General features: G+C 59.3%; 18 protein-coding genes and 3 tRNA genes. 8 read left to right on the forward strand and 13 right to left on the reverse strand.

The genetic code is table 11. From position 1 onward, the window contains the following. Positions 1-42: 42 nt before the first annotated feature. The 3 genes from amiB to nnr are packed head-to-tail and all read right to left on the reverse strand — an operon-like array spanning position 43 to position 3,677. Positions 43-1,695, reverse strand: coding sequence for an N-acetylmuramoyl-L-alanine amidase AmiB (gene amiB / locus B3229_RS08890; RefSeq protein WP_286870385.1), 1,653 nt, complete (start codon positions 1,693-1,695; stop codon positions 43-45). Beyond that, a complete protein-coding gene (gene tsaE / locus B3229_RS08895; RefSeq protein ID WP_286870386.1) occupies positions 1,692-2,156 on the reverse strand; it encodes a tRNA (adenosine(37)-N6)-threonylcarbamoyltransferase complex ATPase subunit type 1 TsaE in 465 nt (154 codons plus the stop codon). Before tsaE ends, amiB begins: the two co-directional genes overlap by 4 nt. 6 nt (positions 2,157-2,162) lie before the next feature. Next, positions 2,163-3,677, reverse strand: coding sequence for a bifunctional ADP-dependent NAD(P)H-hydrate dehydratase/NAD(P)H-hydrate epimerase (gene nnr / locus B3229_RS08900; protein WP_286870387.1), 1,515 nt, complete (start codon positions 3,675-3,677; stop codon positions 2,163-2,165). On the opposite strand from nnr, the gene queG reads away from it, so the two are divergent. Further along, complete coding sequence (queG, locus tag B3229_RS08905; protein WP_286870388.1) at positions 3,676-4,815, forward strand: tRNA epoxyqueuosine(34) reductase QueG; 1,140 nt, start codon at positions 3,676-3,678, stop codon at positions 4,813-4,815. The genes nnr and queG overlap by 2 nt on opposite strands. A gap of 348 nt (positions 4,816-5,163) precedes the next feature. Here queG and B3229_RS08910 read toward each other — a convergent pair. From B3229_RS08910 to orn, 4 genes are all read right to left on the reverse strand, one after another. Further along, positions 5,164-5,239, reverse strand: a tRNA-Gly gene (locus tag B3229_RS08910). Positions 5,240-5,266: 27 nt separating this feature from the next. Beyond that, a tRNA-Gly gene (locus B3229_RS08915) sits at positions 5,267-5,342 on the reverse strand. 27 nt (positions 5,343-5,369) lie between these two features. Next, positions 5,370-5,445: transfer RNA gene (locus B3229_RS08920), tRNA-Gly, on the reverse strand. A 154-nt stretch (positions 5,446-5,599) separates the two neighbouring features. Continuing rightward, positions 5,600-6,148 carry an oligoribonuclease gene (orn, locus tag B3229_RS08925; protein WP_033754827.1) on the reverse strand — a complete coding sequence of 183 codons (549 nt, stop codon included), beginning with the start codon at positions 6,146-6,148 and terminating at the stop codon, positions 5,600-5,602. Between the two features lie 103 nt (positions 6,149-6,251). On the opposite strand from orn, the gene rsgA reads away from it, so the two are divergent. The 3 genes from rsgA (at position 6,252) to mscM (ending at position 11,686) form a co-directional block, all read left to right on the forward strand. Next, entirely contained in the window at positions 6,252-7,295 is a 1,044-nt protein-coding gene (gene rsgA / locus B3229_RS08930; protein WP_048783471.1) for a small ribosomal subunit biogenesis GTPase RsgA, read from the forward strand. Between the two features lie 138 nt (positions 7,296-7,433). Further along, a complete protein-coding gene (gene asd / locus B3229_RS08935) occupies positions 7,434-8,330 on the forward strand; it encodes an archaetidylserine decarboxylase (RefSeq protein WP_286870389.1) in 897 nt (298 codons plus the stop codon). A gap of 20 nt (positions 8,331-8,350) precedes the next feature. Continuing rightward, positions 8,351-11,686 (forward strand): miniconductance mechanosensitive channel MscM, encoded by a 3,336-nt coding sequence (mscM, locus tag B3229_RS08940; protein WP_286870390.1) that lies wholly within the window; start codon positions 8,351-8,353, stop codon positions 11,684-11,686. A gap of 115 nt (positions 11,687-11,801) precedes the next feature. Here mscM and mdh read toward each other — a convergent pair whose 3' ends face one another. Then, the gene (gene mdh, locus B3229_RS08945; protein WP_286870391.1) at positions 11,802-12,740 is read right to left on the reverse strand and encodes a malate dehydrogenase; all 939 of its coding nucleotides are present in this window, start codon (positions 12,738-12,740) and stop codon (positions 11,802-11,804) included. A 420-nt stretch (positions 12,741-13,160) separates the two neighbouring features. Here mdh and argR point away from each other — a divergent pair, with 420 nt between their 5' ends. The 4 genes from argR (at position 13,161) to yhcN (B3229_RS08965) (ending at position 15,085) form a co-directional block, all read left to right on the forward strand. Further along, positions 13,161-13,631 (forward strand): transcriptional regulator ArgR, encoded by a 471-nt coding sequence (argR, locus tag B3229_RS08950; protein ID WP_033754814.1) that lies wholly within the window; start codon positions 13,161-13,163, stop codon positions 13,629-13,631. Positions 13,632-14,104: 473 nt separating this feature from the next. Beyond that, entirely contained in the window at positions 14,105-14,368 is a 264-nt protein-coding gene (yhcN, locus tag B3229_RS08955; RefSeq protein WP_033754812.1) for a peroxide/acid stress response protein YhcN, read from the forward strand. Positions 14,369-14,460: 92 nt separating this feature from the next. Beyond that, entirely contained in the window at positions 14,461-14,727 is a 267-nt protein-coding gene (locus tag B3229_RS08960; protein WP_033754810.1) for a YdgH/BhsA/McbA-like domain containing protein, read from the forward strand. Between the two features lie 94 nt (positions 14,728-14,821). After that, positions 14,822-15,085, forward strand: coding sequence for a peroxide/acid stress response protein YhcN (gene yhcN / locus B3229_RS08965; protein ID WP_033754807.1), 264 nt, complete (start codon positions 14,822-14,824; stop codon positions 15,083-15,085). Positions 15,086-15,144: 59 nt separating this feature from the next. Here yhcN (B3229_RS08965) and B3229_RS08970 read toward each other — a convergent pair whose 3' ends face one another. The 5 genes from B3229_RS08970 to aaeX form a co-directional block, all read right to left on the reverse strand. Further along, positions 15,145-15,414: a barstar family protein gene (locus tag B3229_RS08970; protein ID WP_048784997.1), complete on the reverse strand. Its 270-nt coding sequence runs from the start codon at positions 15,412-15,414 to the stop codon at positions 15,145-15,147. Positions 15,415-15,464: 50 nt separating this feature from the next. Beyond that, positions 15,465-16,925: an NAD-dependent succinate-semialdehyde dehydrogenase gene (locus tag B3229_RS08975; RefSeq protein WP_286870392.1), complete on the reverse strand. Its 1,461-nt coding sequence runs from the start codon at positions 16,923-16,925 to the stop codon at positions 15,465-15,467. A gap of 112 nt (positions 16,926-17,037) precedes the next feature. Next, on the reverse strand, positions 17,038-18,993 hold the full coding sequence (gene aaeB / locus B3229_RS08980; RefSeq protein WP_286870393.1) for a p-hydroxybenzoic acid efflux pump subunit AaeB: 1,956 nt from the start codon (positions 18,991-18,993) through the stop codon (positions 17,038-17,040). An 11-nt stretch (positions 18,994-19,004) separates the two neighbouring features. Beyond that, positions 19,005-19,937 carry a p-hydroxybenzoic acid efflux pump subunit AaeA gene (aaeA, locus tag B3229_RS08985; protein WP_048785004.1) on the reverse strand — a complete coding sequence of 311 codons (933 nt, stop codon included), beginning with the start codon at positions 19,935-19,937 and terminating at the stop codon, positions 19,005-19,007. A 7-nt stretch (positions 19,938-19,944) separates the two neighbouring features. Then, positions 19,945-20,148, reverse strand: a complete 204-nt coding sequence (aaeX, locus tag B3229_RS08990; protein WP_033754795.1) for a p-hydroxybenzoic acid efflux pump operon protein AaeX — start codon at positions 20,146-20,148, stop codon at positions 19,945-19,947. Between the last annotated feature and the right edge of the window lie 32 nt (positions 20,149-20,180).

The raw sequence follows: 20,180 nt of genomic DNA on the forward strand, positions 1-20,180 counted from the left end.
TATCCTTGTAGAGCCTGGCCCGGCGCCTGGCCGGGCTGACCGTCAGGAGGCGGGTATTTTCAGGGTTTGCCCCAACATCACGTTTGAGGACTTCATATTGTTCGCCTGGATGATCGCCTGCGGGCTGACGCCGTAATGCGCGGCGATAGCCGTCAGCGAGTCGCCCCGCACCACTTTATGACGCGCCGGGCCGCGCGCGGCCACCGTATTGCTGGCCGGCACCTTCAGGCGCTGTCCGACCCAGACCACATCGCGCTTCAGCCGGTTCATCTCGCGCAGCGTCCCCATGCTGACGCCATATTTCGCGGCGATGCCGGAGAGCGTTTCGCCGCGGGTGACGGTATGACGCTGCACCGCGCCAGTATACTGCGTGGTGCCGGTCGCCGGATTACTGGCGACGCTCACCGTCGGCGATGAGCCGATCGGACGGTTTTCCTCCTTTGGGAGCGATTGTAGCGGGTGCGCCAGGAAATAATTGCGCAGGCCTTTGTAGATAGCCATCGCAATTTTATCCTGGTAAGCGCTACTGCCGAGCAGTCGCTCCTCCGAGGCATTACTGATGAAGCCGGTTTCCACCAACAGCGAGGGAATATCCGGCGAACGCAGCACGCCGAGGCTGGCGTGCTCCGGCAAACGCTTATGCAGCGGCGAAACGCCGCGCAGCTGCTGCAATACTTTCATCGCCACGTCATAACCGACGCGCTGCGAATGACCGAACTGCAGATCCAGCACCGCCTGGCTCAGGTAGGGATCGGCCTGGCTGTTCGCCAGCAGATCGCCTGCCCCGCCCAGCAGCTCAGACTGTTTCTCGCGCTGCTCCAGCCAGTTCGCCATTTCACTGTTGGCGCGACGGTTCGACAGCACCCATACCGACGCGCCGGTGGCGCTGTGGCTCGGCGCCGAGTCGGCGTGAATGGAAACCAGCAGGTTGGCGTTCTCTTTACGCGCCACTTCGGAACGGCCCATCACCGAAATAAAGTAGTCGCCATCGCGCGTCAGCACGCCTTTAAACATCGGGTCGTTGTTCAGCAGCACCTTCAGCTTGCGCGCGATGGCGATGGTGACGTTCTTTTCATGCAGTCCGCGCTGGCCGGTAGCGCCGGGATCCTGGCCGCCGTGCCCGGCGTCGATCGCCACAATCACCGTGTCGTTGCTGGTGGGCAGCGCATTGCCTGGACGCGTGGTGGTGTTGGTATTGCTGACCGCCGTCACCTGGTTGGCGTTGAACGGGTTCGCGGCGGGTCGGCTCGGTGCCGCCCGGCTCGGCGTCGTCGCGGTCGAAACCGGCGCGGCGCGGCTGACGGGCTGCTTGCCCTGAATAGTGAACACCACGTTGTAGCTGCTGCCGTTGCGCTGGGTCACCGCGCGGGTTTTGCCCGCCTGCGTCAGCTCGAACACCAGCCGAATGCTCTGCTTATCCTTTGGCGTGCTGGTGCGAATGCGCCTGACGATATTTTCGCCGCTGAAGTTAAGCGGCAGCCCCTGAATCACGCCGCTCTGACGAATATCCAGCACCACGCGATCGGGGTTGCGCAGCGGAAAAAAGCCGTACACCGGCTGCCCGGCGAAGCTCAGGGTTACCGTCGCCTTGCTGTCGCCGTTTTCAACTTTGATATCGGAGAGGCTGGCCGCCAGCGCGGGCGCTGTCGCCAGGCAGAGTATCAGCAGCAGCGCGCTTTTCATCCGTGCGATCATGCCTGCGCCACCTGCTCTGTCAGGAGTTCGCCCAGCGCGGAGTGCGCCTCAAGGCGCGCCTCGCGCGCGGCGCCGACGTAGCTTAGCGTTAGCGCCAGATCGGGCGGCGGCAAGACGCCCGCGCCCTGCTGCGGCCACTCCACCAGACAGATAGCCTCGCCGGTGAAATAGTCGCGGATCCCCATGAACTCCAGCTCTTCCGGATCGGCCAGGCGATAGAGATCGAAGTGATAGAGCGCGCGCGCGTCGAGCTGGTATGACTCTACCAGCGTATAGGTCGGGCTTTTGACGTTGCCCTGGTGGCCAAGCGCCTGCAAAAATCCACGGCTGAAGGTCGTTTTACCCGCGCCCAGATCGCCATAGAGATAGATTACCGCCGCGCCGGTACAGGCGCGGGCCAGCTTAGCGCCCAGATCGAGGGTCGCCGCCTCATCGGGCAAGGAAATAACACAGGTCTTCATGCTTTATTATTGGGTCATCTCTGGATTAACAAACTGCCAAAGCAGCTCGAATAAATCTGTTGCCAACATGCCGCGCGTTCCGCGCCGCGCCGCCACTGCGTCCGCCGCCGCGCCGTGCGCCACGCAGCCTGCGCAGGCCGCGTCGAACAGCGCCAGTTGCTGCCCCATCATCGAGGCGATAATACCACTTAATACGTCGCCCATGCCGCTGGAGGCCATGCCGGCGTTGCCGACGTCGGCGAAGGCCATGTCGCCCTGCTCGCTGGCGATAAGGGTGCCGGCGCCTTTCAACACCGCGACTCCGCCGTAGCGCGCCGCGAGTTGCTGTGCGGCGAGCAGGCGATCGCTCTCGACTTCGCTGGTCTTAATGCCCAGCAGTCGCGCCGCTTCGCCTGGGTGCGGCGTAATGATGCGATTCTGACGTTTCTCCGCATTGATTGCCAGCAGGTTAAGCGCATCAGCGTCCCAAAGCATCGGCTTTTCACTGGCGGCGACCGCTTTCAGCGCATTCTGTCCCCATTCCCGCTGCCCCAGGCCCGGACCGATGGCGATGACGTCCGCCCACGCCAGCCCGCTTTGCAGGCTGGCGTCGGTCAGCTCGTCCACCATGATCTCCGGACGCGCCGTTAGTACCGGCGCAATATTATCGCGATGCGTCAGGACACGCACCAGACCCGATCCGGCGCGCAGCGCCGCTTCGGCGGTCATGCGAATCGCGCCGGCGGTGCCGGTGTCGCCGCCCACCACCAGCAGGCGGCCGTGGTTGCCTTTGTGCGAGGTTGGCTTGCGCGGCTTCAGCCAGCGCGAAAGCGAGGTCGCGTCGTAGCGCGCCATCGGCGCATTTTCACCGGCGAGAAAGGCGCCTAGCCCGAGATCGGCGTAGCGCAGCTCGCCGATAAGGTCGCGCGCTTTGCCGGTGATCTGGCCGGGCTTCAGCGCGATAACGCTCAGCGTCTGGGTCGCAACGATTGCCTCGCCCGGCGCGCAGCCGGTCGCCGCCGACAGCCCTGACGGCATATCGATCGCCAGCACCGGCGCGGCATGAGCGTTCGCCTGTTTAATCAGGCTGAAGTAAGGTTCGGCAGGCGCGCGGTTGATGCCGGTACCCAGCAGCGCGTCGACGATAAGATCGACCTGCTCCGGCCAGGGGGCGTCAGCGGCATGGATCTCGCCGCCCGCTTCCAGCCAGGCCTCGCGCGCGCGCTGCGCCTCGTCGGGCAGCGGTTTATCACTGTCGCACGCCAGCAGCGTGACCGCATAGCCCGCCGCCTGCGCCAGGCGTGCCGTGACATAGCCGTCGCCGCCGTTATTGCCATGCCCGCAGAGAATCAGCCAGCTGCGCGCCTGCGGCCACTGCGCGCGCGCCAGCTCGAACGCCGCCTGCCCGGCGCGCTGCATCAGCTCGTAAAGCGTAATGCCCAGCGCGTCGGCGCCGTCGCGCTCCAGCTGGCGCAGAGCCTGCGCAGGCCAGACGGAATATGGTAAACTGCAGCCGTTCGCTTTCGATTCCTGGTTACTCATGTCATACCCTCTCGATCTTCATCAGCTTGCTCAACAGATTAAACAGTGGGGCAAGGATCTCGGCTTTCAGCAGGTCGGCATCACCGACACCGATCTCAGCGCGGAAGAGCCGCGTCTGCAGGCGTGGCTGGACAAACAGTATCACGGCGAAATGGAGTGGATGGCGCGCCACGGCATGATGCGCGCACGTCCGCATGAACTGCTGCCCGGCACGCTGCGCGTTATCAGCGTACGCATGAACTACCTTCCGGCCAAAGCCGCCTTTGCCAGTACGCTGAAAAACCCGCAGCTCGGCTATGTCAGCCGCTACGCTCTGGGACGCGATTACCACAAAGTATTGCGCAATCGTCTGAAAAAGCTCGGAGAAATGATTCAGGAAAAGTGCGGCGAGCTCAATTTCCGCCCCTTTGTCGACTCTGCGCCGCTGCTGGAACGCCCGCTGGCAGCCAAAGCGGGCCTCGGCTGGACCGGTAAACACTCGCTGATCCTGAACCGCGAGGCGGGCTCATGGTTTTTCCTCGGCGAACTGCTGATCGATCTGCCGCTGCCGATCGACGCGCCGCAGGAAGAGCAGTGCGGCCGCTGCGTCGCCTGTATGACCATATGTCCGACCAACGCCATCGTCGAACCCTATGTGGTGGATGCGCGCCGCTGCATCTCCTACCTCACCATCGAGCTTGAGGGCGCTATTCCAGAAGCGCTGCGTCCGCTGATGGGCAACCGCATTTACGGCTGCGACGACTGTCAGCTGATCTGTCCCTGGAATCGCTATGGGCAACTCAGCGACGAAACGGCCTTCTCGCCGCGCGCCGCGCTGCATGCGCCGGAGCTAATGACGCTGTTCCAGTGGGATGAGAAAACCTTTTTACGCGTGACGGAAGGCTCGGCGATACGCCGCATCGGCCATCTGCGCTGGCTGCGCAATATCGCCGTGGCGCTAGGCAACGCCCCCTGGCGCGCTGAAATCGCGGGCGTGCTGGAGAAGCGACTAGGCGAAAACCCGCTGCTTGATGAACATATTGAATGGGCGCTGCTTCAGCAGCAGGAAAAACGGCAGGCGCTGGCGATTGACGTGCAGCCCGCGCAGCAAAAACGGCTGGTACGCGCTATTGAGAAGGGTTTGCCGCGTGACGCATGATTAACCAGCGGCGATCGCCAGCTACTTTTCCACAAGCTGTGCATAAAAATAAAAAGCTGTTGTCATTCAACTGCCACAGAGCGCGTCAAAGAAGATTTTAACAAAATGAAATATCTTCACTACCTTTTAATTCAAGCAGTTAAACAGATAATGTGTACAAATAAGAATGTGGATAGCGTGCGGAGACAGAGAGGAAGTTGTGGATAACTCTGTTTAAAATAGTTTTACAGATCGCCCTGAGCAGCGGTGAAACACGGCTGGCGCGCTGTGGATAACCTGATAAGCGCAGCGTCGTGCGGCGATCGTCAACGGCTCAACTAAGCGTATGATTTTTAGTGATGTAAAATTTGGAGCGGGAAACGAGACTCGAACTCGCGACCCCGACCTTGGCAAGGTCGTGCTCTACCAACTGAGCTATTCCCGCACTGGAAAGGTACTGCTAAACAAATTTTGGAGCGGGAAACGAGACTCGAACTCGCGACCCCGACCTTGGCAAGGTCGTGCTCTACCAACTGAGCTATTCCCGCTTAGGAAAGGTACTGCTAATCAAATTTTGGAGCGGGAAACGAGACTCGAACTCGCGACCCCGACCTTGGCAAGGTCGTGCTCTACCAACTGAGCTATTCCCGCGCCTTGTACCGTTGTATAAATTCTTCATCGGTACGGGGTGCGCATTATACGAGAAATTATTGCTGCTGCAAGAGTCTAAAAGCAAAATTTTGCGCTTTCGATTCGTTTGCCGATTAAAGCAGCAACCTGCTGTTTTCCTGCGCACCTTTCAGGGCTAAAGCTGCAAAAAGTGCTCGCGGTAGTATGCCAGTTCGGCGACCGATTCGCGAATATCATCCAGCGCCTGATGCGTGCCCGCCTTTTTGAAGCCTGGCAGAATTTCCGGCTTCCAGCGACGCGCCAGCTCTTTTAAGGTGCTGACGTCGAGATAGCGATAGTGGAAGTAGGCTTCCAGCTCCGGCATGTATTTGAAAAGAAAGCGGCGATCCTGGCCAATGCTGTTGCCGCAAATCGGCGAGCTGTTAGCAGGCACCCACTGTTTAAGGAATTCAATCGTCGCCAGTTCGGCGCGGCGATCGTCGAACTCGCTGGCTTTGACGCGCTCCACCAGCCCGCTCGCGGTATGAGTGCGCACGTTCCACTCGTCCATCAGCGCCAGCTGCGCGTCGGACTGATGCACCGCCATGACCGGCCCTTCCGCCAGAATATTGAGATTCGCGTCGGTCACCAGCGTGGCAATCTCGATAATGCGGTCGCGCTCCGGATCCAGTCCGGTCATCTCCAGATCGATCCAAATCAGATTATTTTCATTTCCTGTCGCCATGCTTTTTTCCCGCCGTAGCCGTAGTCGTCATCAAGAGTGAATAAGGTGTATCATAGACGTTTTGCCCAACCGGGCGAAGTCTGACGAAAGCCTGAGAGGATGCGTGAGCAAAAATAAACTGTCGAAAGGTCAACAACGTCGCGTCAGCGCTAACCATCAGCGTCGTCTGAACCAGCGCGATGCGCCGGAAGCTGACGACAATCTGTTCGGTGAAGCGGCGGAAGGCGTCGTGATTAGCCGTTTCGGCATGCACGCAGACGTCGAAGACCGCGCGGGCGAGGTGCATCGCTGCAACCTGCGCCGCACTATCCGTTCGCTGGTGACCGGCGATCGCGTCGTCTGGCGCCCGGCGCTCGGCGGCGGCAAAGGCATTGTCGAAGCGGTGCACGAGCGTAGCAGCGTGCTGACGCGCCCCGACTACTACGACGGGCTGAAGCCGATCGCTGCCAATATCGACCAGATCATTATCGTTTCGGCGATTTTGCCTGAGCTGTCGCTTAATATTATCGACCGCTATCTGGTGGCGAGCGAAACCCTGGGCATCGAACCGCTGCTGGTGCTGAACAAGACCGACCTGCTGGATGACCAGGCGCGCGCCTTCGTCGACCAGCAGATGGATATCTATCGCCGTATCGGCTATCGCGTGCTGATGGTCTCCAGCCATGCTAAAGCGGGCCTGGCGGATCTCGAAGCGGCCCTGACCGATCGCATCAGCATATTTGCCGGACAGTCCGGCGTCGGCAAGTCGAGCCTGCTGAACGCCCTGCTCGGCCTGGACGCGGCGGTGGAAACCGCCATCGTGACCAACGACGTCTCTGACGTTTCCGGGCTGGGCCAGCACACTACCACCGCCTCGCGCCTGTACCACTTTCCTCACGGCGGCGACGTGATCGATTCGCCGGGGGTGCGCGAGTTCGGCTTGTGGCATCTTGAGCCGGAACAAATTACCCGCGGATTTGTCGAATTTCGTGAATTTCTCGGCAGTTGTAAGTTCCGCGACTGTAAGCACGGCAGCGATCCCGGCTGCGCTATTCGCGCCGCCGTCGAGGCGGGCCAGATAGACGTTTCGCGCTTCGACAACTATCACCGTATTCTGGAGAGCATGGCGCAGGTGAAAACGCGCAAGAATTTCTCTTCCAGCGAGTGATACTCGCTGCTTACCGCGGCATTGACCCTGCATCGCCTCTGTAACAGACGGGATCACGGGGAAATTCGCCATCTGACCGGGGCGCTGATATGATTCGCCCCCTTTTTGACTGACGCGAAACAAAGCCAGGAGGCTAAGGTGTTTGATCGTGTAAAACTCGGCCTGAATCATGTACTGCCGAAAAAATGGTTAACGGAACTTGCCGGTTGGGGTGCCAGCCGTCGTGGCGGCTGGTTGACCAAACTGGTGATTGATATCTTCGTCTGGTTCTACAAAGTGGATATGTCGGAAGCGCGGAAGTCCGATACCGCCAGCTATCGCACCTTTAACGACTTCTTTGTTCGCCCGTTGAAAGATGACGCGCGTCCAGTCGATCCCGACGCGAACCTGATCGTGCTGCCCGCCGACGGCGCCATCAGCCAGCTGGGCCGCATCGAAGGCGACCAGATTTTCCAGGCGAAAGGCCATCACTATACCCTCGACGCGCTGCTGGCGGGCCAGGAAGCGATGGCGGCGCAGTTCCGCGACGGCCATTTCGTTACCACTTACCTTGCGCCGCGCGACTACCACCGCGTGCATATGCCGTGCAACGGCATTCTGCGCGAGATGATCTACGTGCCGGGCGATCTCTACTCGGTGAACCCGCTGACGGCGCGCAATATCCCCAATTTGTTCGCGCGCAACGAACGCGTTATCTGCTATTTCGATACCGATATCGGTCCGATGGTGCAGATCCTCGTGGGCGCCACTATCGTCGGCAGCATCGAAACCAGCTGGGCCGGCACCATTACGCCGCCGCGCGAAGGGGTGATCAAACGCTGGCACTATCCGGCTGCGGATAGCGAAGGCGCCGTTGTGCTGCTGAAAGGCCAGGAGATGGGCCGCTTTAAGCTCGGCTCCACCGTGATCAATCTGTTCGAGCCGGGACGCGTGAAGCTGGCAGAGAGCCTGGAAGCGGAAAGCAAGACGCGCCTCGGCCAGCCGCTGGCTATCGCGCTGCCGCAGACCGACCCCGTCGACGTTATTGTCGACTAACCGCTGAGAGTGTTTTTGCTGTGCGATCGTTTCTCATCCTGCTGCTGAGCTTCTGGCTCAGCACCTCAGCGCTGGCGGCCACCGTGCCGGACGCCAGCCAACTTAAACAGGCGCTGGACGAGGCGAAAGCGGCAAAAAGCTCTCCCGCGCAGGCGGAGCAGGTGCAGTCTCTTGAGGCTGCCCTCAACTATCTTTCCGAACGCGATGCGTCGCTGGAGCGCGCAAAGCAGTATCAGCAGGTTATCGACGACTTCCCCCGCCTCGCGCGCGAACTGCGCCAGCAAATCACCTCGCTAGACGACGGCAGCAAAAGCGCGCGCAGCACCAGCAGCATGAGCAGCGCTCAGCTCGATCAGGAGATCCTGCAGGTCAGCAGCCAGCTGCTGGAAGAGGGCCGCCTGGCGCAGCAGGAGCAGGACCGCGCCCGCGAGATCAGCGACTCGCTGTCGCAGCTTCCGCAGCAGCAAACCGACGCGCGCCGGGCGATGACCGAAAGCGATCGCCGCTTGCAGAGCGGAGCCGCCGCCGCCTCGCCGCAGAGCCAGGCGCAGATATGGGCGCGCCAGGCGGAAAACGCGGTCAATAAAGCGCGCGTAGACGAGCTGGAGCTGGCGCAGCTCTCCGCCAACAATCGTCAGGAGCTGGCACGCATGCGCGCCGATCTGCATCAGCGCAAAGCGGCGCAGCTCGACAACTATCTGCAGGCGCTGCGCAATCAGTTAAACGAACAGCGCCAGCGCGAGGCGGAGCTGGCGCTGGCGCGCACCGAACAGCTGGCGGAAAACAGCGGCGACCTGCCGCCCGTTATCAGCGATCAGTTTCGCGTTAACCGCGACCTTTCCGCCGCACTGAACCAGCAGGCGCAGCGCATGGATCTGGTAGCCTCTCAGCAGCGGCTGGCGACCAATCAGATTATCCAGGTGCGTCAGGCGCTGGGCACCCTGCGCGAACAGTCACAGTGGCTCGGCGCCTCCAATCTGCTGGGCGAAGCGCTGCGCGCGCAGGTGGCGCGACTGCCTGATATGCCTAAGTCGCAGCAGATCGACAACGAAATGGCGCAGCTGCGCGTGCAGCGCCTGCGCTACGAGGATCTGCTGCAGCAGCAGGAGACGCTGCGCAAAGCGCATCAGCCCGACGGAAAGTCCTTCAGCGCCGAACAGCGCCGTATTCTTGATGCGCAGTTGAAAACCCAGCGAGAGCTGCTTAATTCGCTGATCTCCGGCTGCGATACGCTGATCCTCGAAATTACCAAGCTCAAGGTCGCCAATACCCAGCTGCAGGATGCGCTGACCGACGTGAAAGACGCCACCCACCGCTACCTGTTCTGGACGGCGGACATCAGCCCGATCGGCCTGAACTATCCGGTGGAAGTGGCGCGGGATCTGTCGCGCCTGCTGTCGCTCGATACCCTGGGCCAGCTGGGCAAAGCGCTGGCGATGATGGTCACCAGCCGCGAGACCGTGCTGCCCTTAATTGGCGCGGTGCTGCTGGTCGGCTTCAGCCTCAGAACGCGTCGCCATTTCAACGCCTTCCTGGCGCGCTCGGCGAGCAAGGTGGGCAAAGTAACGCAGGATCGCTTTCGTCTGACGGTGCGCACCGTTTTCTGGTCGATTCTGGTGGCGCTGCCGCTGCCGGTGCTCTGGGCGGCGCTCGGCTACGGGCTACAGCACGCCTGGCCCTACCCTATCGCGGTGGCATTCGGCGACGGCATTACGGCGACGCTGCCGCTGCTATGGGCCTTTATGATCAGCGCCGCGTTCGCCCGGCCGAACGGCCTGTTTGTGGTGCATTTTCGCTGGCCGCAAACCCGCGTGGCGCGCGCGACCCGCTACTATTCGCTGACCATTGGCTTGATCGTTCCGCTGATTATGCTGCTGATCGCCTTCGCCAATATGGAGGATCGCCAGTTTTCCGCCTCGCTTGGCCGACTCTGCTTTATCCTGATCTGCGGCGCGCTGTCGATCGTTACCGTGAGCCTGAAGCGCGCCGGCATCCCGCTCTATCTGGATAAAGAGGGCAACGGCGAGAATCTGGTGAACCGCGTGCTGTGGAACCTGATGATCGCCATTCCGCTCGCGGCCGCCCTCGCCTCAATGATCGGTTACCTGGCGACCGCGCAGGCGCTGCTGGCGCGACTGGAGACCTCTGTCGCTATCTGGTTCCTGCTGCTGGTGATTTATCACATTATCCGCCGCTGGATGCTGATCCAGCGCCGACGCATCGCCTTTGACCGCGCGCGTCAGCGCCGTGCCGATATGCTGGCCAACCGCGCGCGTCACGAAGACGAGAAAGAGTCCGCCGCGCAAAACGGCGAGGTCGAGGTAGATGAGCCGATTATCGACCTCGACGCCATCAGCGCGCAGTCGCTGCGGCTGGTGCGCTCGATCCTTACCCTGATTGCGCTGGTGTCGGTGATCGTGCTCTGGTCGGAGATCCATTCCGCCTTCGGCTTTCTCGAGAATATTCGACTGTGGGACGTCAGCACCACGGTGCAGGGCGTAGAGAGCATTCAGCCTATTACGCTGGGCTCGGTGCTGATTGCGATTCTGGTGCTGATTATCACCACCCAGCTGGTGCGCAATATGCCCGCGCTGCTGGAGCTGGCGCTGCTGCAGCACCTTAATCTGACGCCCGGCACCGGTTACGCCATTACCACGCTGACCAAGTATGTGCTAATGCTGGTCGGCGGCCTGATTGGCTTCTCGATGATCGGCATCGAATGGTCGAAGCTGCAGTGGCTGGTCGCCGCGCTCGGTGTGGGACTCGGTTTTGGTCTGCAGGAGATTTTCGCCAACTTTATTTCCGGCCTGATTATCCTGTTCGAAAAGCCGATCCGTATCGGCGATACCGTAACCATCCGCGATCTGACCGGCAGCATTACGCGCATCAATACGCGCGCCACCACCATTATCGACTGGGACCGCAAAGAGATTATCGTACCGAACAAGGCTTTTATTACCGAGCAGTTCGTCAACTGGTCGCTTTCCGACTCGGTGACGCGCGTGGTGCTGACTATCCCTGCGCCCGCGCATGTGGACAGCGAAGAGGTGACGACGGTGCTGAGACAGGCGTGCGAACGCTGCAGCTATGTACTGGACGTGCCGGCGCCGGATGTCTTTCTGGTCGATCTGCAGCAGGGCATTCAGCTGTTCGAGCTGCGTATCCACGCGGCGGAAATGGGCCACCGCATGCCGCTGCGTCACGAGCTGCATCAGCTGATCCTGAAAGGCTTTGCCGAGCACGGCATCGAAATGCCCTTCCCGCCTTTCCAGGTGCGTATGGAGACGCTGGGCAAGAAGACGCCAGCCAGCAACGGCACGCCGGCAGCGCGTACTTTTAAGTCTGGCGGTCTGTAGCGCGGCGGTGAACGGGTAAAGGGGCGTAATGAAGGGAAGTGGGAAGCGGCTCGCATGCCGCAGAGGCCCGTTAAGCCGGGCCTCGTCAGCGGTGAAAAAAGTCTGAACGCAGCCCTTAATGCTTCACAAACTCCTCGCCCTGCGCGATATCTTTCTTCAGCGTCTCCAGCATGCCATTCAACGCCTGCTGTTCAAAATCGCTCAGCGCGCCAATAGCGCGACGCTCGGCGATGCCGTTCTTGCCCAGCAGCAGCGGCTGCGAGAAGAAACGGGCGTACTCGCCGTCGCCCTCTACGTAAGCGCACTCCACCACGTTCGCCTCGCCCTGCAGGGCGCGCACCAGTGACAGGCCGAAGCGCGCCGCGGCCTGGCCCATCGACAGCGTCGCGGATCCGCCACCCGCTTTAGCTTCAACCACTTCCGTCCCCGCATTCTGGATACGTTTCGTCAGGCTGGCGACCTCATCGTCGCTAAAGCTCACGCCTTTCACCTGCGACAGCAGCGGCAGGATAGTCACGCCGGAGTGGCCGCCGATTACCGGCACCTCGACCTCGTCTGGCTGCTTGCCTTTTAACTCGGCGACGAAGGTATTGGCGCGGATAATATCCAGCGTAGTGACGCCGAACAGGCGATTTTTGTCATAGACGCCGTGCTTTTTCAGCACGTCGGCGGCGATTGCCACCGTGGTATTGACCGGATTGGTAATAATGCCAATAAGCGCTTTAGGCGCGGTTTGCGCCACCTGCTCGATAAGGTTGCGCACGATGCCTGCGTTAACGTTAAAGAGATCGGCGCGATCCATGCCCGGCTTACGCGCGACGCCCGCCGAGATCAGGATGACGTCCGCACCGTGCAGCGCAGGCGTCGCGTCTTCGCCGCTAAAGCCCTGGATTTTAACCGCGGTAGGAATATGACTGAGATCTACCGCTACGCCGGGCGTCACCGGCGCGATATCATAGAGCGTGAGTTCGGAACCCGCAGGAAGCTGGGTTTTTAACAGAAGGGCGAGCGCCTGACCGATTCCGCCAGCAGCGCCAAGAACGGCAACTTTCATTCTGTACTCCTTATTAAGGTGGGGCAGAGTAGAGCCGAATTTCCATCTGTGTCCAGACCTGAATCAACTTCTCAGACGATGACAAACCCACTGTTCATTATGCGTGCAGCAGCACTTAATCTTTTGGGTTGCTACTTTGTCAGCACAACGCGCCTGAATGACCGACAACGATGTCGATGGCAGATAGAGCACGGCCGTGATAGCTATCCATATGACACCTCAATTGTATAACAATTCTGCAACCTTCGCTTTTCCTGCTCTTGCGTCGTTTTGGTCTGCGCAAAAAATTTTGTTATCATTGCCGCCCGCAACCCGCGGTGCCCGCCTTTTTTATCGACTAATTGCATAAAAATTCATTCATATGCATAATAATGTATCTGCCGTCGGCGGGCGTTCGGCATTTTTCTTTACTGGTAGCTTATGCGAAACCCATCTAAACAAGACGAATTGATTAAAGCGTTTAAAGCCTTGTTAAAACAAGAGAAATTCAGCTCTCAAGGCGAGATTGTACAGGCGCTGCAGGAGGAAGGCTTCGACAATATCAATCAGTCGAAGGTGTCTCGTATGCTGACTAAATTCGGCGCGGTGCGCACGCGTAACGCCAAAATGGAGATGGTTTACTGTCTGCCGGCGGAACTGGGTGTGCCGACGACCACCAGCCCGTTAAAAAATCTGGTGCTGGATATCGACTATAACGATGCGCTGATCGTGATTCGCACCAGTCCTGGCGCAGCGCAGCTGATTGCCCGTCTGCTTGACTCGCTGGGCAAAGCGGAAGGCATTCTCGGCACCATCGCCGGCGACGATACGATATTTATTACCCCTGCGCGTGCCTTTACCGTCAAAAAGCTGCATGGCGCGCTTCTTACCGTCTTTGAACAAGAGCTGTAATCCGCGTCGTTGACCGGCAGTCGCGCTGCCGGTCGCCTTATCTGCCCCGTTAGCCATTTCATATCCTGCTTATTCAGTCCGTTAACTTATTCTATTTCCGACTGATGCCTTGAGCGGCTATGGTCATACCTTTCTGCCTGCTTAACCTTTTGCGCTATTTTACGCTGCTTTACACTACGTGATTAGCGAGAATACCCAGATCCAAATCAATAACCAGCCACATTCACCACGCCCTTTCGCACAAAAAGTTAAAGTCAATTAACATCCTGTTTTTAAAGGTATTTTAGGTAGAATGACTGCTTTTTAATCACTTTTTATAACCATAAAGAATAAAAAAGAGTCATAAGGATAAAGAATCACAACAAAACATTATTAGGCAGATATTAATTTCAGACGTTATTAGTTCTATACTTCTTTTCGTGATGCAAATCACATCAAACAAAAAGACAAAAACAGACGACGAGGAAACATATATGAACGTTAAAACTACTATCGCAACCCTGAGCATTCTATCTGCTCTGTCATTCGGCGCTTTTGCAGCAGAATCCATTAACGCGCAGCAGGCACAAAATCTGCAGTCTATCGGCTCAGTAAGCGTCAGCGGCGTGGCCGGTTCTCCCATGCAGATTAAAGAAGAGCTGAACGCGAAGGCAGAACAGAAAGGCGCCAGCGCCTACCGCGTAATCGAGGCTTATAACAACGGCAACTACCACGCTACCGCCGAGCTGTATAAATAAGCGTGTTAGCCAGACGCCGTTGGACGGGCGACCTTATTGAAGCGCACATTGCGCATCGGGTGGCCTTATCGATGAATTCAGGAGAGTAGACCATGAAAACCAAATCACTTATCGCTTTAGCCGCTCTGACCGCCGCGCTGTCGTTCGGCGCCAGCGCAGCCAGTCTGGTATCGAATCAACAGGCCGAAACGCTGCAGCCGCTGAACCAGACCATTAGCATCAGCGGTCATGACGGCGATCAGACCAATATCCGTCAGGCGCTTTCTCAGAAGGCTGACGCACAGGGCGCAAGCCACTACCGCATCATCGAGAACAACCAGGACGACACCTATCACGTCACGGCTGAGCTCTATAAATAATTAACCGATCGGGCGCCCATGCGACGCCTGCTATATCGACGACCCGCATCATGATGTCAACCGCAGGTTGTTGATTGTAATGAGGAGACGAACAATGAAAATCAAAACAACCATCGCAACCGTTAGCCTGCTTTCCGTAATCGCATTCGGCGCTCAGGCAGCGCAGCTGATTACCGGCGACCAGGCGCAGAACATGCAGCCTGCGGGGACAGTGACAATCAGTGGTACAGCCGGCTCGCCGATGGACTACCGCGCGCAGCTTTCGCAGAAAGCCGATGAACAAGGCGCCAGCGCCTATAAAGTGATCGAAGCGCGCACCGGCGACAGCTACCACTTCACTGCTGAACTCTATAAGTAATTCCTCGTCAATCGCTGACGAACCCTTTGGCCCCGCTTGTCGGGGCCCTTTTTGCTGGGTTACTTAATATTAAAGCGGAGCTGGCCTTCCAGCTCCTCTTCCGCCTCATCAAATAACAGGATCAGCGCGCCATAGCGTCGTTTCTGCCCCTTCCCCAGATTGATAAATTCAATTTCCAGCGGCATCGGCAGCTCTTCGCCGGTGAGTACGTCCCATAACGCATCCAGGTCGCCAATACGATAAGTGTTCAGAGCGAAGCGCTCGCTGAACTGGCGAAAAAAATGCGACTGGTCGACAATCTCGTCAAAGTCGAAACGCTCGGTTTTCATAGTGAAGGCTCCTGTCCTTCCTCACCGGACGGCGCGAGGCCGCCCGCACGTTAGCTTTCGCTCAGGCCGCCGATATGCAGCGCCTTGACCTCCAGATACTCTTCCAGGCCAAGCACCGAACCTTCGCGCCCCAGCCCCGACTCTTTTACGCCGCCAAACGGCGCCAGCTCGGTCGACACAGCGCATTCGTTAATGCCGATCATGCCGCTTTCCAGCGCGGCGGAGACGCGAAAGACGCGCTGCAGGTTCTGCGTATAAAAGTAGGCCGCAAGGCCGAACTCGGTGTCGTTAGCGCGACGAATCACCTCCTGCTCGTCGCTAAAGCGGAAGCAGGCCGCGACCGGACCGAAGGTCTCTTCCTGCGCCAGCTTCATCGCTTCGTGCGCGTCGGCAATCACCGTCGGCTGCCAGAAGTTGCCGCCCAGCGCATGACGTTCGCCGCCGGTAACGATCCGTCCGCCTTTGGCTTTGGCGTCCTTAACGTGCTCTTCTACTTTATCCACGGCGGAAGCCTCGATCAGCGGGCCCACGACCACGCCCTCTTCTACGCCGTTGCCAACCTTGAGTTTTTTCACTTCCTCAGCCAGCTGGCTGACAAAACGGTCATACACGGCGTCGTGGATATAGAAGCGGTTGACGCTGACGCAGACCTGGCCGGCATTGCGGAATTTATTGGCGATGGCGCCTTTAACCGCCGCGTCGATATCCGCATCCTCAAAAACGATATAGGGCGCGTTGCCGCCCAGCTCCATCGACACCTTTTTCATGGTATCGGCGGCGTTGCGCACCAGCGTTTTGCCGACCGCGGTCGAGCCGGTGAAGGAAATTTTACGCACCGCTTTGCTGGCCATAATCGCATCGCTGATGGCGTGAGTATCGCCGGCCACCGCGTTAAGCACGCCGTCCGGCACGCCCGCTTTTTTCGCCAGCGCCAGCAGCGCAAAAGCGCTCAGCGGCGTGTTGTTTGCCGGCTTGATAATGCCGGTGCAGCCTGCCGCCAGGGCGGGTCCGAGCTTGCGCGTCAGCATCGCCATGGGGAAGTTCCACGGCGTGATCGCGGCAACGACGCCAATCGGCTCGCGCGTGGCAAGAATACGCGAGCCGGGTTTGGCCGGCGGAATGATTTCGCCGTTAGCGCGCTTCGCCTGCTCGGCGAACCACTGAATAAAGCTGGCGGCGTATTCCACCTCGCCTTCCGCCTCTTTCAAAGGCTTGCCCTGTTCGGCAGTCATCAGCTGCGCCAGCCAGGCTTTGTTGTCGATCATCAGCTGATACCAGCGATAGAGGATTTCGGCACGCGCTTTGGCGGTCTGCGCGCGCCAGGCGGGGAAAGCGCGTTCGGCGGCGGCGATAGCCTGTTCGGTCTCGGCCTTGCCCGCTTTCGCCACGGCGGCCAGCACTTCGCCGGTGGCAGGGTTCAACACATCAAAGGTAGCTGCGGCGCGATGCCATTCGCCATCGGCCAGATAGCCGGTCTGAAAAAATTCGCTGTCGTGCAGTGGGGTCGTCATAGGGTCGCTCCTGTCAGTTTCTCTTCCTGTCAGAAAAGTATAGATGGCAAAAGCGAGGGTTTTAGGGAAGGCGTGGCACTGGAGCGGCCGCTGCGCCGGGCAGCGGCCAGATTCAGATTTGGATGAGGGTGTTCTGGTATTTGCTGAGCATATCGGCAAGGCGCTTCACCGGCTCGGTGACGCTGAGCGGCGCATCGTACTGCACCAGCTTCTGCTGATAGACCTCGAACTCCGCCAGCAGCTGTTCAAAGTAGTGGCGCCGTTTCTCATCGCTGCGCGCTGAAATCACGCGATCCGCCGTCGCGCGTAGCTGGCGATGGAAGGCCGACAGGTCGGCGTTGACCGGCACGTCTGCACTGCGCAGCCGCTGATGGCCAATAATCAGCGTCAGCGCGATGCGATACTTGTCGATATCGCCAGGGAACAGGTTCAGCAGCATAAACAGCTGTTGATAGAGCGCGGGAAGATGGTTTTCGCGACGGCGCGCCTGGTTGGTGGTCAGCGCCGACACCGCGGCATACATAAAGCGGTTCAGCAGTTTACGTCCGGTGCGCGCTTTCGATTTGTCGCGAATAAGCAGAATAACCATCAGGGCGACAAAAGCACCGATCATCTGCCCCAGCACGTTGTCGATGAACACGCTCAGGTGGAAGGTCATGGGATTATCCAGAACCAGCACATTGATGGTACCGGCCAGCGCACCGAGCGTGCCTAGCTGACGACGCTGTATCAGGATGCCGCTAATGAAGCCGAGCAGACCAATGGCGATGCAGAGCAGCAGCACGCTCTGCTGGGTGCTGGGCAGCAGGTACATAAAATAGAACGAGCTAAGCGGCACCGCAAAAATCATACCGTAGAAAAAATCCTTCGCCATCATCAGCGGATTCGGCACGCGCATCGCCAGCGCGGTGATCACCGCCAGCATCACCATACAGCCGCTGCCGGAGGTCCAGCCGGTATAGAGCCAGAACAACGAGCCGAGGGCAGTAGCGACAAAGGTGCGGATGCCGTTAATCATCGCGTGATGGGTTTCAGCAGAGCGCGCCTGGATAACGATTTCGCGCTCGAGAATACCCTCTTCCAGCGTCGTGATGCGGCTGTTGCTTTTAATCCCTTTCAGCAGCAGCAAATATTCTGTCGCCGCGCCGACCCAACTCGCCAGCGTCACGGGCGCCTTGCCCTCTTCGCTGGCGCCAATCACCCGCCGCATCACCTTCATGCGCCGATGCACGTCGGCAACGCTTTCTACCTTCTTCTCTATCAGCAGACGATACTGCGACGGAATATATTCCGGGCGCGAATTCTGAATGAGGAAGGTTTCCGCCGCCTGGGTAATCATGGTCAGCGACAGCGTGTTGAGCATCTGCAGCCGACGGTTGGCGTTTTGCCAGCGCGACGACTCCATCATCAGCTGGCCGCGCATGGTGCCGAGCGCCGAAGTGCGACGCACCAGCGCACTCCACGCCTTGTCGACCTCCTCTTTATCTTCATGCGCCACGCAGAGCTGCAGCAGGCGGTAATGCGCCACCAGCAGCGCATCGACTTCGCTGTCGATAACCTTTTTAATCGAGCGCGGCGAGAAGATCATATCCGCCAGAATGGCGCAGAGAATGCCGAGCACAATCTCGCTGCAACGTTCAACCGCAAACTGCGGCACCAGCGTCAGGCCATTGTTGGCGTCGGCGGTCACCACGATAATCAGCGCGGTATAGCCTGCCAGCCCCAGTGCATAGGAGTTTTCAACTTTAATCAGCGAGGAGAGCCAGACGCAGACGCCCGCCCAGATGCAGCAGAGCAGCAGCATCACCACCGGCGCGCGCACGGTAGCGATCATAATGGTGAGCGCGGCGATACAGCCGATAAAGGTGCCGATAATACGCAGCACGCCGCGATAGCGCAGCGCGCCGGAGTAGGGATCGCCGCCGGCGACGAAAGCGGTGCCGCCCGCGACGATGCCGGCGGTCATCACCGCCCAGCGAGGCGTTTCAAGGTTAAGATGAAAGCCGATCATCAGCGCCGCCACCAGCGCGAAGGTCAGCTTGATCGGGAAACGCAGGAACTCGATCATATCGGCCCCGCTTAACCAAACTCACGCAGGCGATTGAAGAGACGCGACATCGGCGACACCTGGGTATCGGCGCGATCGCTCTGGCCGGTGATCACCACGGTCGCGGTGGTGCCCGCCGGGAAGCGATTGCCGGGCTGCTGATCGAGACGAATGCGCACCGGGACGCGCTGCGCCAGGCGTACCCACTCGAGGTTGGAGTCCACGGTCGCCATGCCTTTGCTGTCGACCGAGCTGCTGCTGTTGGTCACGCCAGCGGCGACGCTGTCGACGGTGCCGCGCAGCACCACGTTGCTGCCGAGCGGCGTCACTTCCGCGCGATAGCCCGGCTCGACGCCGTGCAGCTTGGTCTCTTCCAGATAGGCCAGCACGTAAAAAGAGTGCTGCTGCACCAACGCCACCGCGACAGAGCCGCGAGTGATGAATTCGCCTTCATAGACGTTGAGGTTGGTTACCCAGCCGTCGGACGGCGCGGTGATGGCGGTGCGATCCAGATCGATCTTCGCCAGATCGCGCGTGGCGATCGATTTCGCCAGCTGATGTTCCGTGGTCTGCAGATCGTTGTTCGCCTGGTCGATCGCTTCGCGCGACATCGCCGAGGTGCCTAGCTGGTTGCGGCGCGCCGCCTCACGACGTTTTTCGCTGACCAGCGCCTGATAGTACTCGACGTCGGCCTGCGCCTGATCCAGCGCTTTTTGATAGCGCGGACGATCCACGACAAAAAGGGTATCGCCCTTTTTCACCAGCTGGTTGTCATGCACAGGCACGTCGGTAATCAAACCCGTCACGTCCGGCGAAATCGCCACGACATCCGCCGCGAATTTAGCGTCGCGCGTCCACGGCGACTCGGTGTAAAACACCCAGGCGCGAAAGATGATAACAATAGCGATGATAACCAGCAGGATAGTAATCGCGTAACGCGCGATTTTTCTTATTAGCGATTTCACTTAAACCTCAGACGAATAGACGGGATACCAGGTAAAACACACAGCAGTAGAGCGCCGTGTTAAAAAGCGCCGGATGCCACACGAGATCGTAGATACCGCTTGGCGTCAGCAGTCGTTTCACCAACCAGAACAGCATTAGCGAGACGATTAATTCAATGAAGATGGGCGGGAAAGAGAGCCCAAATACGACAAAAACCGGAAGCACACTCATCAGGGATCCTTAGTACGACCTTGCCGGGATGA

This window comes from Pantoea sp. UBA5035 (assembly GCF_002415245.1).
Classification (GTDB): domain Bacteria; phylum Pseudomonadota; class Gammaproteobacteria; order Enterobacterales; family Enterobacteriaceae; genus Pantoea; species Pantoea septica.

Coding starts and splice junctions, on each gene's coding strand:
- yhcN (WP_033754807.1), top strand. CDS start 14,822: ATGAAAATCAAAACAACCATCGCAACCGTTAGCCTGCTTTCCGTAATC.
- B3229_RS08960 (WP_033754810.1), top strand. CDS start 14,461: ATGAAAACCAAATCACTTATCGCTTTAGCCGCTCTGACCGCCGCGCTG.
- nnr (WP_286870387.1), bottom strand. CDS start 3,677: ATGAGTAACCAGGAATCGAAAGCGAACGGCTGCAGTTTACCATATTCC.
- orn (WP_033754827.1), bottom strand. CDS start 6,148: ATGGCGACAGGAAATGAAAATAATCTGATTTGGATCGATCTGGAGATG.
- B3229_RS08975 (WP_286870392.1), bottom strand. CDS start 16,925: ATGACGACCCCACTGCACGACAGCGAATTTTTTCAGACCGGCTATCTG.
- B3229_RS08970 (WP_048784997.1), bottom strand. CDS start 15,414: ATGAAAACCGAGCGTTTCGACTTTGACGAGATTGTCGACCAGTCGCAT.
- tsaE (WP_286870386.1), bottom strand. CDS start 2,156: ATGAAGACCTGTGTTATTTCCTTGCCCGATGAGGCGGCGACCCTCGAT.
- aaeX (WP_033754795.1), bottom strand. CDS start 20,148: ATGAGTGTGCTTCCGGTTTTTGTCGTATTTGGGCTCTCTTTCCCGCCC.
- mdh (WP_286870391.1), bottom strand. CDS start 12,740: ATGAAAGTTGCCGTTCTTGGCGCTGCTGGCGGAATCGGTCAGGCGCTC.
- amiB (WP_286870385.1), bottom strand. CDS start 1,695: ATGATCGCACGGATGAAAAGCGCGCTGCTGCTGATACTCTGCCTGGCG.
- queG (WP_286870388.1), top strand. CDS start 3,676: ATGTCATACCCTCTCGATCTTCATCAGCTTGCTCAACAGATTAAACAG.
- aaeB (WP_286870393.1), bottom strand. CDS start 18,993: ATGATCGAGTTCCTGCGTTTCCCGATCAAGCTGACCTTCGCGCTGGTG.
- yhcN (WP_033754812.1), top strand. CDS start 14,105: ATGAACGTTAAAACTACTATCGCAACCCTGAGCATTCTATCTGCTCTG.
- argR (WP_033754814.1), top strand. CDS start 13,161: ATGCGAAACCCATCTAAACAAGACGAATTGATTAAAGCGTTTAAAGCC.